The organism is Flavobacterium sp. KKT103 (assembly GCF_055640565.1).
In genome coordinates, this window is sequence record NZ_CM145766.1 from 1622829 (window position 1) to 1639386 (window position 16558).

Sequence of the window (16558 nt, forward strand, 5' to 3'; positions counted from 1 at the left end):
ACCAATACAGGAAAAGAAATATGCAATTAATTATATCTACTTGGACGCATCATTTAAATCATTTGATTTATTCGTATTTATATTTTTGTAAAAATGAAAATCTTACGGTAGCTATTTATCATGACAAAAATGTAGTTCACAATGGAGCAATTTTGATTGTAGATGGCAAGTTAGTTTTTTTTGATTACTCAGATGATTCTGCATTTATTGACAAAGCTGAAAAATTTGATTACTACTTTAAAAGATCACTTCGTATTGATTCTTTTAAGGATAATGTAAGGCCATTGAATTTTAATATCCCTTTATCGTACAAGTCGCATTTGCTTCTTTTAAACTTAAAGACTGACCTATTGTTTGATAAGTGGAGTAGAATGGAAGTTTTAAAAGCTTTAGACTTTTTTGGATTAGTTTTTAAATCATCTCATCATATTTTAGATATAGACAGATACCCAAAGTTAACCAGCGACAATGGGGGGAAAGTGCTTTTTCATACAAGATTATGGAACCCAGATAATCATCCTGATAATGAAGAGAAAGAAAGAAGATATCTTCAAAATGACTTTAGAATAAACGCTTGTAGGGTAATAAAAAATAATTTCGAGCATGCGTCAGTTGGTCTTTTTGCAGATAAATTATCGAGTCAAATGGCTCCTGATTTATTGTTGAAAAAGAGGGATTCAAACAAAAGTGCCTATTTGAATAATTTAAAAAATCATGATATAGGAATTGCAGACGATGGTTTGAAAGATAATCCTGGATGGAAAATTGGAGAGTATTTGCTGTACAGTAAAGCAGTAGTTACAACGCCAATAAATATAGTGTTGGATAATTTTAAGCCAACAATAAACTATGAAGTTTTGTCCAGCCGTTCTTCATTTGAAGAACTACCAGAAAAAATAGAAGATTTATTGAAAAACAAACGGTATCTTGAGATGGGGATTTTAAATAAAGAATGGAGTGATTACTACCTCCATCCCCAAAATTATATTAAAAGAATACTTTCTCTTATCTAAATGAAAAACATTATCAATAGAATTCAAATTCGCTTAAAGCAAGGGTTTAGATTTGCGTATATAAATCTAATTACATCATTAGGGAAGGATAAAATTTGTATTCCTGAATTAAAATTTCCATTATTTCTCCGAACAAAATCTACAGATGTTTTGGCTTTTCATCAAATATTTACATTTCAGGAGTACGGTATGAATTTAGGTTTTAGTCCAAGTTTTATAGTAGATGCGGGTGCAAACATAGGGTTGTCAGCTGTTTATTTTTCTAATAAATTCCCCGATGCTGACATAGTAGCAATTGAACCAGAACAATCCAATTTTAAATTATTAGAAAAAAATACCGCATTTTATCCTAATATAAAACTAGAAAAAAAAGCATTATACAATCAATCAAATGTTACCATGGACATAGTAGATGGAGGTTGTGGTAATTGGGGTTTTGTTGCTAAAAAAGTAGCCACTACTATTAAAAAAGAAGTACTTGATAAAGTTCAGACAATTACGATTGATGATATTTTAATTAAATATGATTTATCGATTTTGGACGTTCTTAAAGTAGATATTGAAGGAGGAGAGAAAGACCTTTTTAAAAGTAATTATGAGAATTGGTTGCCTAGAACAAGGTGTATAATAATAGAATTGCATGATGGTATAGATAAGGGCTGTTCGAAAAGCTTCTTTAGTGCTATTTCTAAGTATGATTTTTCTTTTTTTAATAGAGGAGAAAACTTATTATTCATAAATAATAATTTATGAATTTTCTAATTGTCACACATGTCCCCCACCGTAAGGAAGGCAATCACTACTGCGCCTATGCGCCGTATGTGAATGAGATGAATATTTGGGCAACATATGTCAACAAATTAGTGATTATTGCACCTTTGATAACGGGTGAAACAACAGCAATTGATAGCGCATACACGCACCCTAATATTGAGTTTATTCCGGTTGAAAATTTTGATTTATTAACGGTATCCAACTCTTTTAAGTCTTTGATTAAACTACCAGTAATAAGCTTTAAAGTTTTTAAGGCGATGAAAGCTTGCGACCACATTCACCTGCGTTGTCCCGGCAATATGGGATTGATTGGTTGTTGTGTACAACTACTGTTTCCAAAAAAAATAAAGACAGCAAAATATGCGGGAAATTGGGATAGCAAAGCGCCTAAACCCTGGACGTACCGATTGCAACAGCAAATACTATCCAATGTCTCGATAACCAAGAATATGCAAGTACTGGTTTACGGGCAATGGGAGCAGCAGACCAAAAACATAAAATCCTTCTTTACAGCAACCTATTCCCAAAAGGAGATTATTCCGTTTCAAAATCCGATAGAGAAAAATCCGTTTCAATTTGTATTTGTAGGTACTTTAGTTAAAGGTAAAAATCCGCTCTATGCGATTCAATTGATACAAGAATTGAAGCAAAAAGGCCATGATGTTTCTTTAAAGTTATATGGAGAAGGGATTGAAAGAAATAATTTAGAACAGTATATTTCAATTAATAAATTGCATTCCTATATTTCCTTGAAAGGTAATACGAGTAGAGCTGACCTGAAGACAGCTTATCAAGAAAGTCAATTTGTTATCCTGCCTTCTGATAGTGAAGGTTGGCCTAAAGCAATAGCCGAAGGTATGTTTTGGGGTTGCGTTCCTATTGCAACTGCTGTTTCTTGCGTTCCTTTTATGTTAGATTATGGTAAAAGAGGTGTTTTAGTAGAAGGTAATTTAAACAAAGACAGTCAAACTTTAAGTCATTTACTAACTTCCCATGAGCTGATGAACGAAAAAAGAGTCGAAGCCTATAATTGGTCGACAAAATACACTTTAGAGCGTTTTGAAGCTGAAATTAAACAGCTATTACACTCATGAGAATTCTGCAACTTATAGATTCCCTCGAGGCAGGTGGTGCCGAACGTATGGCAGTGAATTACGCTAATGCTCTTGCTGAACAAATCGAATTTTCGGGTTTGGTGAGTACACGTAAACAAGGGCCATTAAAGCAACAATTAAGTAGTACGGTTAATTATCTGTTTTTAAATAAGAAAAGTACTTTTGATTTAAAGGCGCTTTGGAGATTAAGAAAGTACATTCGAGTTAACAAAGTGGAGTGGCTGCATGTTCATAGTACTTCGTTTTTTATGGCAGTTTTACTTAAATTGTTGTGTCCGTCGGTAAAACTAATTTGGCACGACCACTATGGAGACAGTGAGTTTCTGTCCTCAAGGAGCAAGTGGGTTTACAAGTTTGGTCTTCCTTTTTATGAAGGCGTCATCAGTGTTAATCAAAAATTAAAAGACTGGACAGTCCACAATTTACATTTTAAAAATGGTATTTATTTACCAAATTTTTCTACTGCCATACAACCAACTTTAGTTACCACAAAGTTGAAAGGTCTAGAAGGTAAACGTATTTTAGCTTTGGCCAACTTGAGACCTCAGAAAAATCATTTTATGTTGCTCCAAATTGCAAAGAGAATTAAGATTTCTCATCCTGATTGGACATTTCACTTAGTAGGAAAAGATTTTGGTGACGCCTACTCCAAGCAAATCAAGGACGTAATTAGGAACGATGGTTTACAGCAAACTGTTCATGTCTACGGGAGTAAAGACGATGTCCAATATATTTTGACTCAAAGTACCATTGGTATTTTAACGTCTACTTCTGAAGGCTTGCCTCTTGCGTTGTTGGAGTATGGTATGGCTAAGGTTCCTGTGGTTGTTACGAATGTAGGTGAGTTGCCAGCTGTAATTGAAAATGATAATAGTGGTTACCTAGTGCCAGTCGATGAGCAACACTTTTACCAAAAATTAGTGTGTCTTATGGAAGATAAACAGAAACAAGCTATTTTTGCCGAAAGGCTCGCTATTACGATACAAAACAAATTTGGAGAAAATTTTATTATTCAATCCTATATAAAGTGGATTAGAGGAAATTGTAAATGAAAAAAGAGGAACAAATATATTTTTATTTAATACTATTCCATGTTTTTATTGGAATACTTATCTATGCTTTTCCGGTGCTATCTTCTCTATATGGATATGCAATTTTCTTGACAGGAATTTATGTAGTTATCAAATCACAAAACAGGAATGACGAGTGCTTACTAGTAGCCGGTTATGTGGTGGGTAGTGAACTTTTACTTAGAATGACAGGAGGGAATATTACCTATGAATTCTCTAAATATGAAGTTTTGATTTTTATCTTCATGGGAATGTTTTACAAAGGATTTTCAAAAGGAGCTGTACCTTATTGGATCTTTCTGCTTCTGCTAGTTCCTGGAGTGGTTATGACGGGGTTTGTATTGGATTTGGATTCAGACATTAAAAATTCAATTGCTTTTAATATTTCGGGACCGGTTTGTTTGGCTTTTTCTGCTTTATACACCTACCGAAGAAAAATTACATTAGAACAAATAAACAATATTTTACTTTGTTTAGGCTTACCCATAATTAGCTGTGTTGCATACCTCATTCTTTACACGCCAAGCGTTCAGGATGTTGTAACGGGGACAGAGTCAAATTTTGAAACTTCGGGTGGATTCGGACCAAATCAAGTAGCTACTTTTTTAGGATTAGGAATGTTTATCTTCTTTTCCCGTATTATTTTAGAGTCGCGGTCAAAGGTCCTCCTAATCATTAATTTGATCGTTGCTACTAATATGACTTATCGTGGTATGGTAACTTTTTCAAGAGGAGGAATGGTAACTGGTTTTTTGATGATCTTATTATTATTGTCTTTTCTGTATTTCAAATCTAATTTGAAAGGAAAGGTAAAATTGAGTTATGTTTTCGCTGTAATAGTTGTTGCCATGGTTGCAATTTGGAGTTATACGTCTTACCAAACGGGAGGGTTAATAGAAAAAAGATACGCCAATCAGGACGCAGCAGGTAGAGCTAAGCAAAGTCAGTTTACAGGTAGAGAGGATATTGCTCAAAATGAAATCGAAACCTTTTTTGCTTATCCAATTTTTGGAGCAGGAGTGGGTAAGGGAGTAGAAATACGTAAAAAACAAACCGGTATTTTTGTATTGTCCCATGATGAAATTACACGAATGTTAGCGGAGCATGGGTCTTTAGGTGCGCTAGGTTTACTAATATTGTTTGTAACGCCTTTAGTCCTTTATTTAGAAAATAAGTTTAACATGTATATGCTTTGCTTTGTCGCGTTTTGGTTTTTCACCATCAATCATGCCGCGATGCGAACTGCTATTCCTGCTTTTGTTTATTCCTTGTCGCTATTAAATGTGCAATTAACACCTAGAACACCACCAAAAAAGGAGGTCTAGTGATTTTGGCAGTGGGATGTTAATAATTAGTTAATAGTTTTAATCGAAGGATAAAGGTACTTGCATCAAAATTATTACATTGCAGCAGCAAGTCCCAAAACCTATGTCAAGCAATAAAATCCATTTTGAAATATCAGAACGAAAGATGATTCTTTATCTATTCGATCTCTTTTTTGTTTGGTTGTGGTTGTACCTAGCATCTTATTTTTTCGAATTAGAATATCTACAGACCATTGCTACTCAATTTTCAGCTGCCTTTGTTCTTGGACTTTATCTAAGTGTTTTGGGTGTTATTTTCGAGATGTATAAACTACAAGTGGCAAGCAATCAGTTTTTAATTGTAAGAAGTACGATTTTAACTTCTACTACCACAGCTCTGGTCTATTTACTTACTCCCGTTTTCTCTCCTCTTTTACCAACCAATCGACTCCAAATTTTAACCTTTTTTCTTGTTCTTTTTTTTAGTTTGATTTCTTGGAGACTTTTTTATGTTCGTTTTTTAGCTTCAAATCGTTTTATGCAAAATGCCGTTTTGATTTGCGAAAATTGTGAAGTAGAAGAGCTAATATTGGGCTTAGAGAATATAGATCCACATTATAAAATTATCGGCTATGTAAGCATTGATACTATTGAACTAGATGACTCTAGAAACCATTATGTAGAACAAATTGAGCGCGATAATTTATCCACTTTTGTCAAAGAAAATAAAGTAACCGAAATAGTGGTTGCCACCCAAAAAACAAATGGTATCACCCCTACTTTATACCAACAATTATTGCATCTCTTGGAGTCAGGTAAAATTATTAGAGAGTATACGCAAGTGTATGAAAGTAAAACCCAACGCATTCCAGTGCATTACATGGCAAAAGATTTTTATGGATTTTTTCCGTTTAGTAGGAGCAACCAAAATAAATTGTATTTGACTATCGTGCGAATCATTGAGATCGTTTTAGCAGTATTAGGGATAGCGTTTGGTATTTTATTAATTCCTCTTGTTTTTATTGGAAATGCTATCGCCAATAAAGGTCAATTGTTTTACCGTCAAAAAAGGGTGGGCCGAGACGGGGTCGTTTTCAATATTATCAAGTTCAGAACTATGGTGAAAAATGCTGAAGCCAATGGAGCCGTGTTTGCAACGGTGAATGATAGCAGAATAACCTTGTTTGGTAATTTTTTACGAAAGACGAGAATAGACGAAATCCCGCAATGTATAAATATCTTAAAAGGAGAAATGGCAGTAATTGGTCCACGTCCTGAAAGACCTAATTTTGTTAAAGAAATAGCGGATAGAATGCCTTTTTATGAAACAAGGCACATCATTAAACCGGGACTTACCGGTTGGGCTCAGGTAAATTATAGTTATGGAGAAACGATCGAAGACAGCTTGATAAAATTACAATACGACTTGTATTATATAAAACACAGAAGTTTTTATCTAGATTTAAACATAGCTCTTAAAACAATTACCACCGTTTTATTTTATAGAGGGCAATAGTTCCTACATTAATTTTCTACTAAAATACCAAAGCGAATCCTAAATAATAATAGGGATTCGCTTTTTGTTTTTTAACGCTACTCGAATTAGTAGTGCCGCACTAGATATGATTAGGGGTAGTACAATTAAAAAGTGTGCTTTATTAATTAAAAGTAAAACATAAGCAAATAAACATAGCACGTTAAAGACAGCTAATTTATATGTCCATCTGGTGTTATTGGTAAAATAAAAGACTGCTAATAAAAGTAAACTAGGGTTAAACAGTAAAGCGTTGTAGTTGTTGGCTAATTCTAAATGATTGGAATAAAAACCCATAAAAACAAAGAACACACCCAGCAATCCCATCATAATAAAATAAAATTGGTTCAATGCTTTTTTGTTTAAAGTCACAACAACCAACAAAAGCAATAGATAGCTGTACCCATTATTCCACCATGAAAAAGGAGTCGGTTCTTGATACTGTAATAAGGTCATGGGTTGTTTGGTCAATAATTGATTATTGTAACGAGTTGCTTTTAAATTGGTCAGCAATTCGAATGGTAAAAAAATATGTGTTCCTACTTCGTCTACTTTGGTTCCAAAGATGATACTTGTGCCTAACTTTTCATAAAAGTGATTGTCAAAATAAGGATATAAAATAGACCGATAGGTTTTGTCAGTGTCTACTTTTTTAGTAATTATCGCACTTCCAAGCGTTTTATTTATCATGTCCACCACCATTGAGGTACAGTTTTTATCTATGAATTTGTAGGTGTAATGGCTTTCTCCTGATGCTAATGAAGTGGTTAAGTTGTCAAATAGTTGTTGCCTTAAATCTTGAGGCATCACTAATTCTTGCTCATAAACCGATCTTTTTTCATAGGTGTATTCGTTTATGAAATCAGCATAGGAATGCGCTACTGCGAAATATTCTAAATCTCCTTTAGCAAATTTTGGAACAAAATTCGGCGTGTTGAAATCAAAAGCTCCGTAATTAAATACGGCATCAATAAAATTATCGGGATCCGAAATTCGGATTGCCGTATGCCCAAAAAGAGAGTAGGATTCATTACCGGTTCCGCAGGTTAATACGCTAACCTTACTGTTTTCAGACAGCAACCTAGTTTGACTAAAGCTAATAGATGTTACTAAAAATAGTGCTATGAAGTAGAACACTTTTGTGAATCGAAAATTGGATGCAATCATTGTTTGTTTTTTATCAGTTGGTAAAAAGAGATAAATCTATTTTTAATGAAAAAATATTGGAATACAAAGCAGTACTTTGATTTCCAAGGTCTGTTAAGGCATAGTCAATTTGAATGCCTTTGTATTTGAAACCAAGGCCTATATTGGGCTGAAAGCCTATTTTTTCGGAATTATCGAGTTGTTGTACATTCTGGAAATTACCAACACCTGCTCGTACAAAAACAAGATCAGTATAGCCAAATTCGAAACCTAAAGCAGGATCGATACTTACGTAATCCGTGGCAATTATATCATTTGTTTTGGTAAACCGCATCGTAGCATTGGCAGCAGCCATAAGGCTATAGTCGTACCGAATGATAAATTTTTTAGAAATTCCTAGTTGTACTTTTGGCAGGGTAATCTCGGTGCTTTCTGGTAATTCTTGGTTTTGTCCAGGAACAGCATCTGCAATTTTTTGATACTCCTTTTCATTAATATTCCATACATTATAAGTAGTGGTCACATCGCGTAACATCAAACCAAAATTCCAATCATTTTTTTCAAATTGTAGACCCACATCAAAACCAAAACCCCAAGAATCAGCAAATTTTCCAATAACTCTTCGGATTATTTTAGCATTAACACCATATTGAAATCCTTGAACCGGAAGTTTACGAGCATACGAAAAGGTAAATCCGTAGTCAGCCGTAGAGAAAAGACTAATTCGGTTGTAGTCAATATTGCCTTCGCTATCAATTAATTCAGTGGTGTTTAAAATATCATCAACTCCAAAACGAATTAATGATATTCCCCAAGCCGATTGATCATCGATTGGACTTGCATAGGCAAGATAGTCGTATTGAGCAATGTTCGCAAAATAACTGGCATGCATCAAAGCGACTTGCTTTTCCTCTAATCGCATTAATCCAGCCGGATTCCAGTAGCCTGAATTAACGTCGCCAGTCGAGGCACTAACGGTATTAGCCATACCAAGCGCCGCCGCATCAACACCAATATTCATAAACTCATTCGAGTATTTCCTAGCGGTTTGCCCGTAAGAAATACCAGTAAGGAGAAGTAAAATAAGAGAAAACTTTTTTTTCAAAGCGGGTGTTTTTTATCGTCGGCAGCTAAAACTGCTATTTTTATCAAAAATATAATTTTTTATTGAGCTGAGATCGTGATTTGTGGGAATATATAAGAAACCAGCTTGACTGTTAATAATCTCTATTCAAAACGGACATTAAACTCACTTATTATGCTAAATTTGTGTCAACTTATTATTAAAGCACACAAACTATGAATATTAAAAAACACATCCCTAACTTTATTACACTTATTAACCTTTTTTGTGGTTGTATAGCAGTTGTTTTCATCGCTAAATTAGATTTTGAAAAGGCTTTTTACTTTGTGAGTTTGGGAATATTTTTTGATTTTTTCGATGGTTTTTTCGCTCGATTATTAAAAGTTGCGGGTCCCTTAGGATTGCAATTAGATTCTCTAGCTGATATGGTTACTAGCGGTGTAGCACCCGGTTTTGTGATGTATTTTTTATTGTCAAATAGTCAACACGAAATTTCAACCAATCCCTATCTGCCATTTTTAGGATTCATTATAACCTTAGGCTCTTGCTATCGTCTGGCTAATTTTAATATAGATATCAGGCAAACGAATTCCTTTATTGGCTTACCAACTCCAGCCAATACCTTGTTTATCATGAGCTTACCGCTAGTGGTTTTGTATTCAGATTCCTTGATGGTTTTGGAGATACTGACCAATCAATGGGTATTGTTGCTCATTACTCTTTTCAGTGCTTATATTTTAAATGCTGAGATTCCGCTGTTTTCATTAAAAATCAAAAAGTTCAATTTAAAGGACAATACACTTCAAATTCTGTTTCTAACCTTCGCGATGGTTTTGCTAGTCGTTTTACAGTATTTGGCAATACCGCTAATCATTCTTACCTATGTCCTATTATCTATAATCAGCAATCGGTTCTCGTTAGATGAAAAGACAAAGCGTTAGACGAAAGCCGCAAGCTCGAAGGGTAATTAAAAAAAAATCGTTTCGGCAAATAGTAATTAAGTATCTCGTATACGCGCTGCTTGTTGTTTTTGTGGTTGCGGCTGCTTATCACTATCGTCATGGTTTAGCCTATTATTTGAGCTTTAAATCCAATAAGATAGCCAGAGAATCGGCCGAACAAAAACGCATTTCCGACGTTCGAAATTTTCAAGTGTTAGAAAACAAGGGGGTCAAAGCAGTAGGAATTGATGTATCTGAATACCAAGGAACGATTGATTGGACCCAGGTAGATACGCTAGAAAGCAAGTACGCCATTCGCTTTGCATTTATCCGTGCCACCGTTGGGATGGATCGAGTAGACCAAGCATTTGAGGAAAATTGGCTTGCAGCCAAGAAAAATAAACTCATCAGAGGCGCCTATCATTACTACCGTCCTAATGAAAATTCATTGGAGCAAGCGGCATTGTTTATAAAAACGGTGCATTTGCATAAAGGCGATTTGCCACCGGTGTTAGATATCGAAAAATTATCCCAAAATCAGTCCATGACGCGTTTAAAAATTGGATTAAGACGCTGGTTAGAGGCGGTCGAAGGCCATTATAAAATGAAACCAATCATTTATACAGGCGAAAAATACTATGATGATTTTTTAAAAGAGGAATTCTCCGATTATCTTTTTTGGATTGCTAATTATAACTTTTACCGCGAAAAAATAGAGGACGATTGGTTGTTTTGGCAATTCACCGAAAAAGGAACTGTTCCCGGAATAAAAGGTAATGTTGATGTCAATATTTACAACGGCGATTTGCAGCAATTGCAGTTTATCACCCTGGAATAAAAGTAATTTTAAGGAATTAGTGTTTTGGGCGTGCCACAACTTCCACTATCGTTCCAGTTGTGTCGGGCTATACGATTCAATCTTTTTTGGGCGAAAAAAGCCCAAAAAAGGATTTCCACTACTATCCCTCACGCAATAACGAGGCAAGGTTGGTGCTTTATCCTATGAGCAGATTTAGTATTATGAAAAAAAGGATTATTCCAACTAATAACAAAATCGATTTAAAATTAGCTAAATTAACCGTCCAGCCCATCCATTCTTGTCTTTTAGGAGGTAATAATCTTTTGTCTTCTTTATTGAAATAAAAGATTCCAAATCTCCAATTGTTAGGATCTTTGTGCCATTTTTCAAGCGTCTCTTTCGATGGCTTTTCGGGTTTACTCATTTCCTTGCTGTTAAATAGTTTGTAAGGATTGATTTAAAATTCCAACTTCTTTTTACGTAGTTCGAAGTTTTGTCCTAGATAAACACGGCGAACCATTTCATCTTCAACTAATTCTTCCGGAACACCTGCTTTCAAGATTCCTCCTTCAAACATCAAATACGTTTTATCAGTAATCGCTAAGGTTTCTTGCACATTATGATCAGTAATCAAGATACCTATATTTTTGTTTTTTAACTGAGCTACAATACGCTGTATGTCCTCAACCGCTACGGGGTCGACACCCGCAAAAGGTTCGTCCAGTAAAATAAATTTAGGGTCCGTGGCTAAGCAGCGCGCAATCTCTGTTCGGCGGCGTTCTCCTCCTGACAATAAATCCCCACGATTGGTACGAATATGCTCCAAGCTAAATTCTGAAATTAAGCTTTCCATTTTAGCGACCTGCTCTTCCTTAGAAAGAGTGGTCAATTGCAATACGCTTAAAATATTATCCTCGATACTCAGTTTTCTAAAAACCGATGCTTCTTGCGCAAGATAACCTATTCCCTGTTGTGCTCGTTTGTACATTGGGTAATCAGTGATATTTAAATCATCCAAATAAATATTTCCTGAATTCGGTTTCACTAATCCAACAATCATATAAAAAGAAGTAGTTTTTCCCGCTCCATTGGGTCCTAATAAACCAACAATTTCGCCTTGATTTACTTCAACCGAAATGCCTTTAACGACGCTTCGCCCTTTATATGTTTTTATTAAATTGTCTGCTCTTAATATCATGTTTTTCGTTTTAAACGGGCAAGGAATACTAAATTGAAAGATTCCTTTGCTTAGTCGTTACAAATAAACGAATAAACAAAGGAACTATTTAAAATCTTAACACTATTTTAGTCTCTGAGACCTTAGGTAATAAACTAGTTAGTGCACCAACAAGGAAGTTTATTTTGAGCTATTTTCCTCTAAAGCTTCCCAAAACTCGTAAGCTCTACGTAAATGAGGCACAACAATTGTACCGCCAACCAAGGTGGCGATTCCCATAGCTTCCATCATTTCTTCTTTAGTCACACCTTCTTTATGGCTAGTTTCTAAATGGTATTTTACACAGTCGTCACAACGTAAAACAGCCGAAGCCACTAAACCAAGTAATTCTTTTGTTTTAACATCTAAAGCTCCCGCAGCGTAAGCGTTTGTATCTAGATTAAATATTCTTTTGACAATTTTATTGTTGTCTGCCAAAAGTTTTTCGTTCATTCTAGAACGGTATTCGTTGAATTCTTCGATAATATCAGCCATTTTATTCTTGTTTAGTTTTTGAAACAAATACGGATATCCATATACTTGCTTCGTAGATTAATAACATTGGGATTGCAACTATCGTTTGGCTTACTACATCAGGAGGCGTAACAATTGCCGCAATAATAAGTACCAATACAATAGCATATTTTCGATACGTTCTTAAAAAATTAGGTGTTACAAGACCTAGTTTTGTCAAAAAGAAGATGATAATTGGTAATTCAAAAAACAGGCCACTAGCGAGCACCGATGTTTTGACCATACCAATATAAGAGTCTAAAGTAAACTGATTTTTAACTACATCACTCACTGTAAAAGTGGCTACGAAGTTAACGGACATTGGGATTACCACAAAGTAGCCAAATAGCACTCCTAAAAAGAAGAGTATCGACGAGAAAAAGATGAACACCTTAGCATTTTTCTTTTCTTTCTCATACAAGGCAGGACCTATGAATTTCCAAACTTCCCATAAAATATATGGGAAACTAAGGATGAAACCAGCGAGAATACAAATCCAAATAAACACATTTACTTGGCCTTCCATCTCTGTGTTTTGAATGATAAACGGCATTTCAGTGATACAAATCGTGTCACCTATTCCTAAATAACTCGATAGCTCACAAAAGAAAGTATAGGTAAAAAAAGTAGGTCGTGTAGGTCCAAAAATGATAGTGTCAAATAAATAGTCACTAATAAAATAAGTTACTATCGCCATTACAATTACAGCAATGGTACTTCGTACTAGTAGCCATCTTAGATCTTCAAGATGATCTAAAAAGGACATCTCGTTTATGTTTTTCTTAGCCATTATACTATTCCTTCTTTTAAAATATCGTGTAAATGCAGTACGCCTTGATAAATTCCCTTATCGACTACTACTAATTGAGTGATGGCGTTATCCTCGAGGATATTAAAGGCGTCAATTACCATGTCATTCGATTCGATCATCTTAGGGTTTTTGGTCATAATGTCTTTCGCAGTCAAATCAGCGAAGGTGTCTCGGTCATTCAGCATTCTACGAATATCACCGTCAGTTATGATTCCAACTACCTTTTCGTTTTCTACAACTGCAGTAACTCCCAGTCTTTTTTCTGAGATTTCAAAAATAACTTTTTTAATTGGAGCATCAAGAGGAACCATTGGTTTTAACGTATGTTCCAACATGTCTTTTACGCGAAGTAGTAATTTTTTGCCTAATGCACCTCCTGGGTGATAGATGGCAAAATCTTCGGCTGTAAAATTTCGAAGTTCCATTAAACACACTGCGATGGCATCTCCCATTACAAGTTGCGCAGTGGTACTACTCGTAGGCGCTAAATTAATGGGACAAGCTTCTTGATCAACCGTTGTATTCAAGATGTGATCCGCTCCTTTTGCTAGGAATGAAGTCATGTTTCCAGTAATAGCAATCAAGGTGTTCTCAAATCTTTTTAAGAGGGGAACTAAAACTTTAATTTCGGGGCTATTCCCGCTTTTTGATATGCAAATTACAATGTCCTCCTTTTGCATCATTCCCAAGTCGCCATGTATCGCTTCTGAAGCGTGAAGGAATAAGGATGGTGTTCCAGTCGAATTAAAAGTAGCAACCATTTTTTGCGCAATGATGGCGCTTTTTCCAATCCCTGTTACAATTAATCGACCTTTGGATTTGTAAATTGCTTCTGTTGCATTGGAGAAATTTTCATCTAAATAGGAGGCCAACTTTATAATGGATTCACTCTCAGTTAGAATCGTTTTTTTGGCAATCGCCAATATATTTTCTTTTGATATCAAAACAGAATGTTTAAAATTTGCGTGTGTAAAAGAATTTAGTATCTTTATGTAGTGCAAATTTATACAAAATACCATTATAATAAAGAATGAATTCAAACGAAATTGATATCCATAAAGAATTAAAGAAATATTTTGGCTTTAGCCAATTTAAAGGATTGCAGGAGCAAGTAATCCAAAGTTTGTTAGCAGGGCAAAACACTTTTGTCATTATGCCAACAGGCGGTGGAAAATCGCTTTGCTACCAGTTACCCGCTTTAACTAAGGAAGGAACCGCAATTGTTGTGTCGCCTTTGATCGCTTTGATGAAAAATCAGGTCGATGCCATTAGAAGTTTGTCTTCGGAAAATGGAATTGCACATGTTTTAAATTCATCGTTAACCAAAACTGAAATTACTCAGGTTAAAAAAGACATTACCTCCGGCTTAACCAAGCTGTTGTATGTCGCTCCAGAATCCTTAACCAAAGAGGAGAATGTTCAGTTTCTTAAAAATGTAACCATCTCATTTGTTGCTATTGATGAAGCCCATTGTATTTCCGAATGGGGACATGATTTTAGACCCGAATATCGAAATTTAAAAAACATAATCAAGCAGTTAGGTGATGTGCCAATTATTGGACTTACCGCTACGGCTACGCCAAAAGTGCAAGAGGATATCCTAAAAAACTTGGATATGGCTCAGGCCAAAACTTTTAAGGCTTCGTTTAATAGACCTAATTTGTACTATGAGGTCCGAACAAAAACTAAGAATATCGAGTCAGATATTATTCGATTCATTAAACAACACAAGGGGAAATCAGGTATTATTTACTGCTTGAGTCGTAAAAAAGTAGAAGCAATTGCCGAAGTTTTGCAGGTGAATGGCATTAGTGCCGTTCCGTATCATGCTGGTCTTGATGCCAAAACACGGGCAAAACACCAAGACATGTTTTTGATGGAAGATGTTGAAGTGGTTGTGGCTACAATTGCCTTTGGAATGGGGATCGATAAACCCGATGTTCGTTTTGTGATTCATCATGATATTCCTAAATCGCTCGAAAGTTATTACCAAGAAACAGGTCGTGCAGGTCGTGATGGAGGTGAAGGACATTGTCTAGCCTATTACTCTTATAAAGATGTAGAGAAGCTAGAGAAATTTATGTCAGGTAAGCCCGTCGCTGAACAAGAAATAGGTTTTGCATTGTTGCAAGAAGTGGTGGCTTATGCCGAAACTTCCATGTCTAGACGTAAATTCTTGCTCCATTATTTTGGAGAAGAATTTGATGGCGAAAACGGAGAAGGCGCTGATATGGATGATAATGTTCGTAACCCTAAAACCAAAATTGAAGCACAAGATCAAGTGGTTCAATTGCTAAAAGTTGTAAGAGATACGAAACATTTATATAAATCTAAAGAAATTGTTTTTACCTTAATTGGTAGAGTCAATGCTGTCATAAAAGCACATCGAACAGATGTACAATCTTTTTTTGGTTGTGGTATTAAACATGACGAGAAATACTGGATGGCTTTGCTGAGACAAGTGTTAGTTTCAGGCTTTTTATCGAAGGATATCGAAACTTATGGTATTGTGAAAATTACTGAAAAGGGATTGGATTTTATTGATAATCCTACCTCTTTTATGATGTCTGAGGATCATGAGTATAATGAAGTTGGAGATGAAGCCATCGTTACTGCGGCTAAATCTTCGGGAGTAGTGGATGAAGTTTTAATGGATATGCTGCGTGATTTACGTAAAAAAGTAGCTAAAAAATTAGGTGTCCCTCCATTTGTTGTTTTTCAAGAGCCTTCACTAGAAGATATGGCCCTAAAATATCCTATTTCTCAAGTAGAGTTAATTAATATTCACGGTGTAGGGGAAGGAAAAGCTAAAAAATATGGTGCTGAATTTATTGCTTTGATTAACAGGTATGTGGAGGAAAATGATATTGTAAGACCCGATGATCTTGTTGTGAAATCGACTGGAACAAACTCAGTAAACAAATTATATATTATCCAAAATATCGACCGTAAATTATCATTAGATGATATTGCGAAAGCCAAAGGGCTTACCATGGATGCCTTGATAAAAGAGATGGAGCAAATCGTTTATTCAGGTACTAAACTAAATATAAAATATTGGATTGACGACTTACTAGACGACGATCAGCAAGAAGAAATTCAAGATTATTTTATGGAGTCAGTAACGGATAAAATAGAGGATGCTTTGAAAGAATTTGAAGGAGATTACGATATCGATGAATTACGATTTATGCGAATAAAATTCATTAGTGAAGTCGCTAACTAAAAAAAACTTTAA

The 16558-nt window shown here is 35.1% G+C and carries 16 protein-coding genes; 9 read left to right on the forward strand and 7 right to left on the reverse strand.

Translation table 11 applies throughout. The features are described from left to right. Positions 1-20: 20 nt before the first annotated feature. The 6 genes from ACZ2G0_RS06970 (at position 21) to ACZ2G0_RS06995 (ending at position 6792) form a co-directional block, all read left to right on the forward strand. Complete coding sequence (locus ACZ2G0_RS06970; RefSeq protein WP_470309617.1) at positions 21-1013, forward strand: hypothetical protein; 993 nt, start codon at positions 21-23, stop codon at positions 1011-1013. Beyond that, positions 1014-1766, forward strand: a complete 753-nt coding sequence (locus ACZ2G0_RS06975) for an FkbM family methyltransferase (protein WP_470309618.1) — start codon at positions 1014-1016, stop codon at positions 1764-1766. After that, positions 1763-2881, forward strand: coding sequence for a glycosyltransferase family 4 protein (locus ACZ2G0_RS06980; RefSeq protein WP_470309619.1), 1119 nt, complete (start codon positions 1763-1765; stop codon positions 2879-2881). The genes ACZ2G0_RS06975 and ACZ2G0_RS06980 overlap by 4 nt, the downstream gene beginning before the upstream one ends. Further along, complete coding sequence (locus tag ACZ2G0_RS06985; protein ID WP_470309620.1) at positions 2878-3954, forward strand: glycosyltransferase; 1077 nt, start codon at positions 2878-2880, stop codon at positions 3952-3954. Before ACZ2G0_RS06980 ends, ACZ2G0_RS06985 begins: the two co-directional genes overlap by 4 nt. Next, a complete protein-coding gene (locus ACZ2G0_RS06990) occupies positions 3951-5297 on the forward strand; it encodes an O-antigen ligase family protein (RefSeq protein ID WP_470309621.1) in 1347 nt (448 codons plus the stop codon). Before ACZ2G0_RS06985 ends, ACZ2G0_RS06990 begins: the two co-directional genes overlap by 4 nt. Before the next feature lie 103 nt (positions 5298-5400). Then, complete coding sequence (locus ACZ2G0_RS06995) at positions 5401-6792, forward strand: exopolysaccharide biosynthesis polyprenyl glycosylphosphotransferase (protein ID WP_470309622.1); 1392 nt, start codon at positions 5401-5403, stop codon at positions 6790-6792. Between the two features lie 39 nt (positions 6793-6831). On the opposite strand, the gene ACZ2G0_RS07000 is transcribed toward ACZ2G0_RS06995, so the two are convergent. Beyond that, the gene (locus ACZ2G0_RS07000; protein WP_470309623.1) at positions 6832-7977 is read right to left on the reverse strand and encodes a lipoprotein N-acyltransferase Lnb domain-containing protein; all 1146 of its coding nucleotides are present in this window, start codon (positions 7975-7977) and stop codon (positions 6832-6834) included. A 13-nt stretch (positions 7978-7990) separates the two neighbouring features. Then, positions 7991-9061 carry a putative type IX sorting system protein PorV2 gene (locus ACZ2G0_RS07005; RefSeq protein ID WP_470309624.1) on the reverse strand — a complete coding sequence of 357 codons (1071 nt, stop codon included), beginning with the start codon at positions 9059-9061 and terminating at the stop codon, positions 7991-7993. 194 nt (positions 9062-9255) lie between these two features. Here ACZ2G0_RS07005 and ACZ2G0_RS07010 point away from each other — a divergent pair, with 194 nt between their 5' ends. Next, positions 9256-9981, forward strand: coding sequence for a CDP-alcohol phosphatidyltransferase family protein (locus tag ACZ2G0_RS07010; protein ID WP_470309625.1), 726 nt, complete (start codon positions 9256-9258; stop codon positions 9979-9981). Between the two features lie 211 nt (positions 9982-10192). Continuing rightward, the gene (locus ACZ2G0_RS07015; RefSeq protein ID WP_470309626.1) at positions 10193-10819 is read left to right on the forward strand and encodes a glycoside hydrolase family 25 protein; all 627 of its coding nucleotides are present in this window, start codon (positions 10193-10195) and stop codon (positions 10817-10819) included. 157 nt (positions 10820-10976) lie between these two features. On the opposite strand, the gene ACZ2G0_RS07020 is transcribed toward ACZ2G0_RS07015, so the two are convergent. The 5 genes from ACZ2G0_RS07020 to ACZ2G0_RS07040 form a co-directional block, all read right to left on the reverse strand. Next, positions 10977-11204, reverse strand: coding sequence for a DUF5808 domain-containing protein (locus ACZ2G0_RS07020; RefSeq protein ID WP_470309627.1), 228 nt, complete (start codon positions 11202-11204; stop codon positions 10977-10979). A gap of 33 nt (positions 11205-11237) precedes the next feature. Further along, positions 11238-11978, reverse strand: a complete 741-nt coding sequence (gene lptB / locus ACZ2G0_RS07025; protein ID WP_300285257.1) for an LPS export ABC transporter ATP-binding protein — start codon at positions 11976-11978, stop codon at positions 11238-11240. A 159-nt stretch (positions 11979-12137) separates the two neighbouring features. Next, positions 12138-12491, reverse strand: coding sequence for a carboxymuconolactone decarboxylase family protein (locus ACZ2G0_RS07030; RefSeq protein ID WP_300285260.1), 354 nt, complete (start codon positions 12489-12491; stop codon positions 12138-12140). 1 nt (position 12492) lies between these two features. Further along, complete coding sequence (gene tatC, locus ACZ2G0_RS07035; RefSeq protein WP_470309628.1) at positions 12493-13299, reverse strand: twin-arginine translocase subunit TatC; 807 nt, start codon at positions 13297-13299, stop codon at positions 12493-12495. Next, positions 13299-14264, reverse strand: coding sequence for a KpsF/GutQ family sugar-phosphate isomerase (locus ACZ2G0_RS07040; protein ID WP_470309629.1), 966 nt, complete (start codon positions 14262-14264; stop codon positions 13299-13301). The genes tatC and ACZ2G0_RS07040 overlap by 1 nt, the downstream gene beginning before the upstream one ends. Before the next feature lie 86 nt (positions 14265-14350). Between ACZ2G0_RS07040 and ACZ2G0_RS07045 the strand changes: the two genes are divergently transcribed. Then, positions 14351-16546 (forward strand): RecQ family ATP-dependent DNA helicase, encoded by a 2196-nt coding sequence (locus tag ACZ2G0_RS07045; protein WP_470309630.1) that lies wholly within the window; start codon positions 14351-14353, stop codon positions 16544-16546. Positions 16547-16558: the final 12 nt, after the last annotated feature.

Excerpts from the sequence above, each read along its gene's own strand:
- ACZ2G0_RS06985 (WP_470309620.1), top strand. The coding sequence starts at position 2,878 with ATGAGAATTCTGCAACTTATAGATTCCCTCGAGGCAGGTGGTGCCGAA.
- tatC (WP_470309628.1), bottom strand. The coding sequence starts at position 13,299 with ATGGCTAAGAAAAACATAAACGAGATGTCCTTTTTAGATCATCTTGAA.
- ACZ2G0_RS07020 (WP_470309627.1), bottom strand. The coding sequence starts at position 11,204 with ATGAGTAAACCCGAAAAGCCATCGAAAGAGACGCTTGAAAAATGGCAC.
- ACZ2G0_RS07000 (WP_470309623.1), bottom strand. The coding sequence starts at position 7,977 with ATGATTGCATCCAATTTTCGATTCACAAAAGTGTTCTACTTCATAGCA.
- ACZ2G0_RS07010 (WP_470309625.1), top strand. The coding sequence starts at position 9,256 with ATGAATATTAAAAAACACATCCCTAACTTTATTACACTTATTAACCTT.
- ACZ2G0_RS06990 (WP_470309621.1), top strand. The coding sequence starts at position 3,951 with ATGAAAAAAGAGGAACAAATATATTTTTATTTAATACTATTCCATGTT.
- lptB (WP_300285257.1), bottom strand. The coding sequence starts at position 11,978 with ATGATATTAAGAGCAGACAATTTAATAAAAACATATAAAGGGCGAAGC.
- ACZ2G0_RS06970 (WP_470309617.1), top strand. The coding sequence starts at position 21 with ATGCAATTAATTATATCTACTTGGACGCATCATTTAAATCATTTGATT.
- ACZ2G0_RS07045 (WP_470309630.1), top strand. The coding sequence starts at position 14,351 with ATGAATTCAAACGAAATTGATATCCATAAAGAATTAAAGAAATATTTT.
- ACZ2G0_RS07030 (WP_300285260.1), bottom strand. The coding sequence starts at position 12,491 with ATGGCTGATATTATCGAAGAATTCAACGAATACCGTTCTAGAATGAAC.
- ACZ2G0_RS06980 (WP_470309619.1), top strand. The coding sequence starts at position 1,763 with ATGAATTTTCTAATTGTCACACATGTCCCCCACCGTAAGGAAGGCAAT.
- ACZ2G0_RS06995 (WP_470309622.1), top strand. The coding sequence starts at position 5,401 with ATGTCAAGCAATAAAATCCATTTTGAAATATCAGAACGAAAGATGATT.
- ACZ2G0_RS06975 (WP_470309618.1), top strand. The coding sequence starts at position 1,014 with ATGAAAAACATTATCAATAGAATTCAAATTCGCTTAAAGCAAGGGTTT.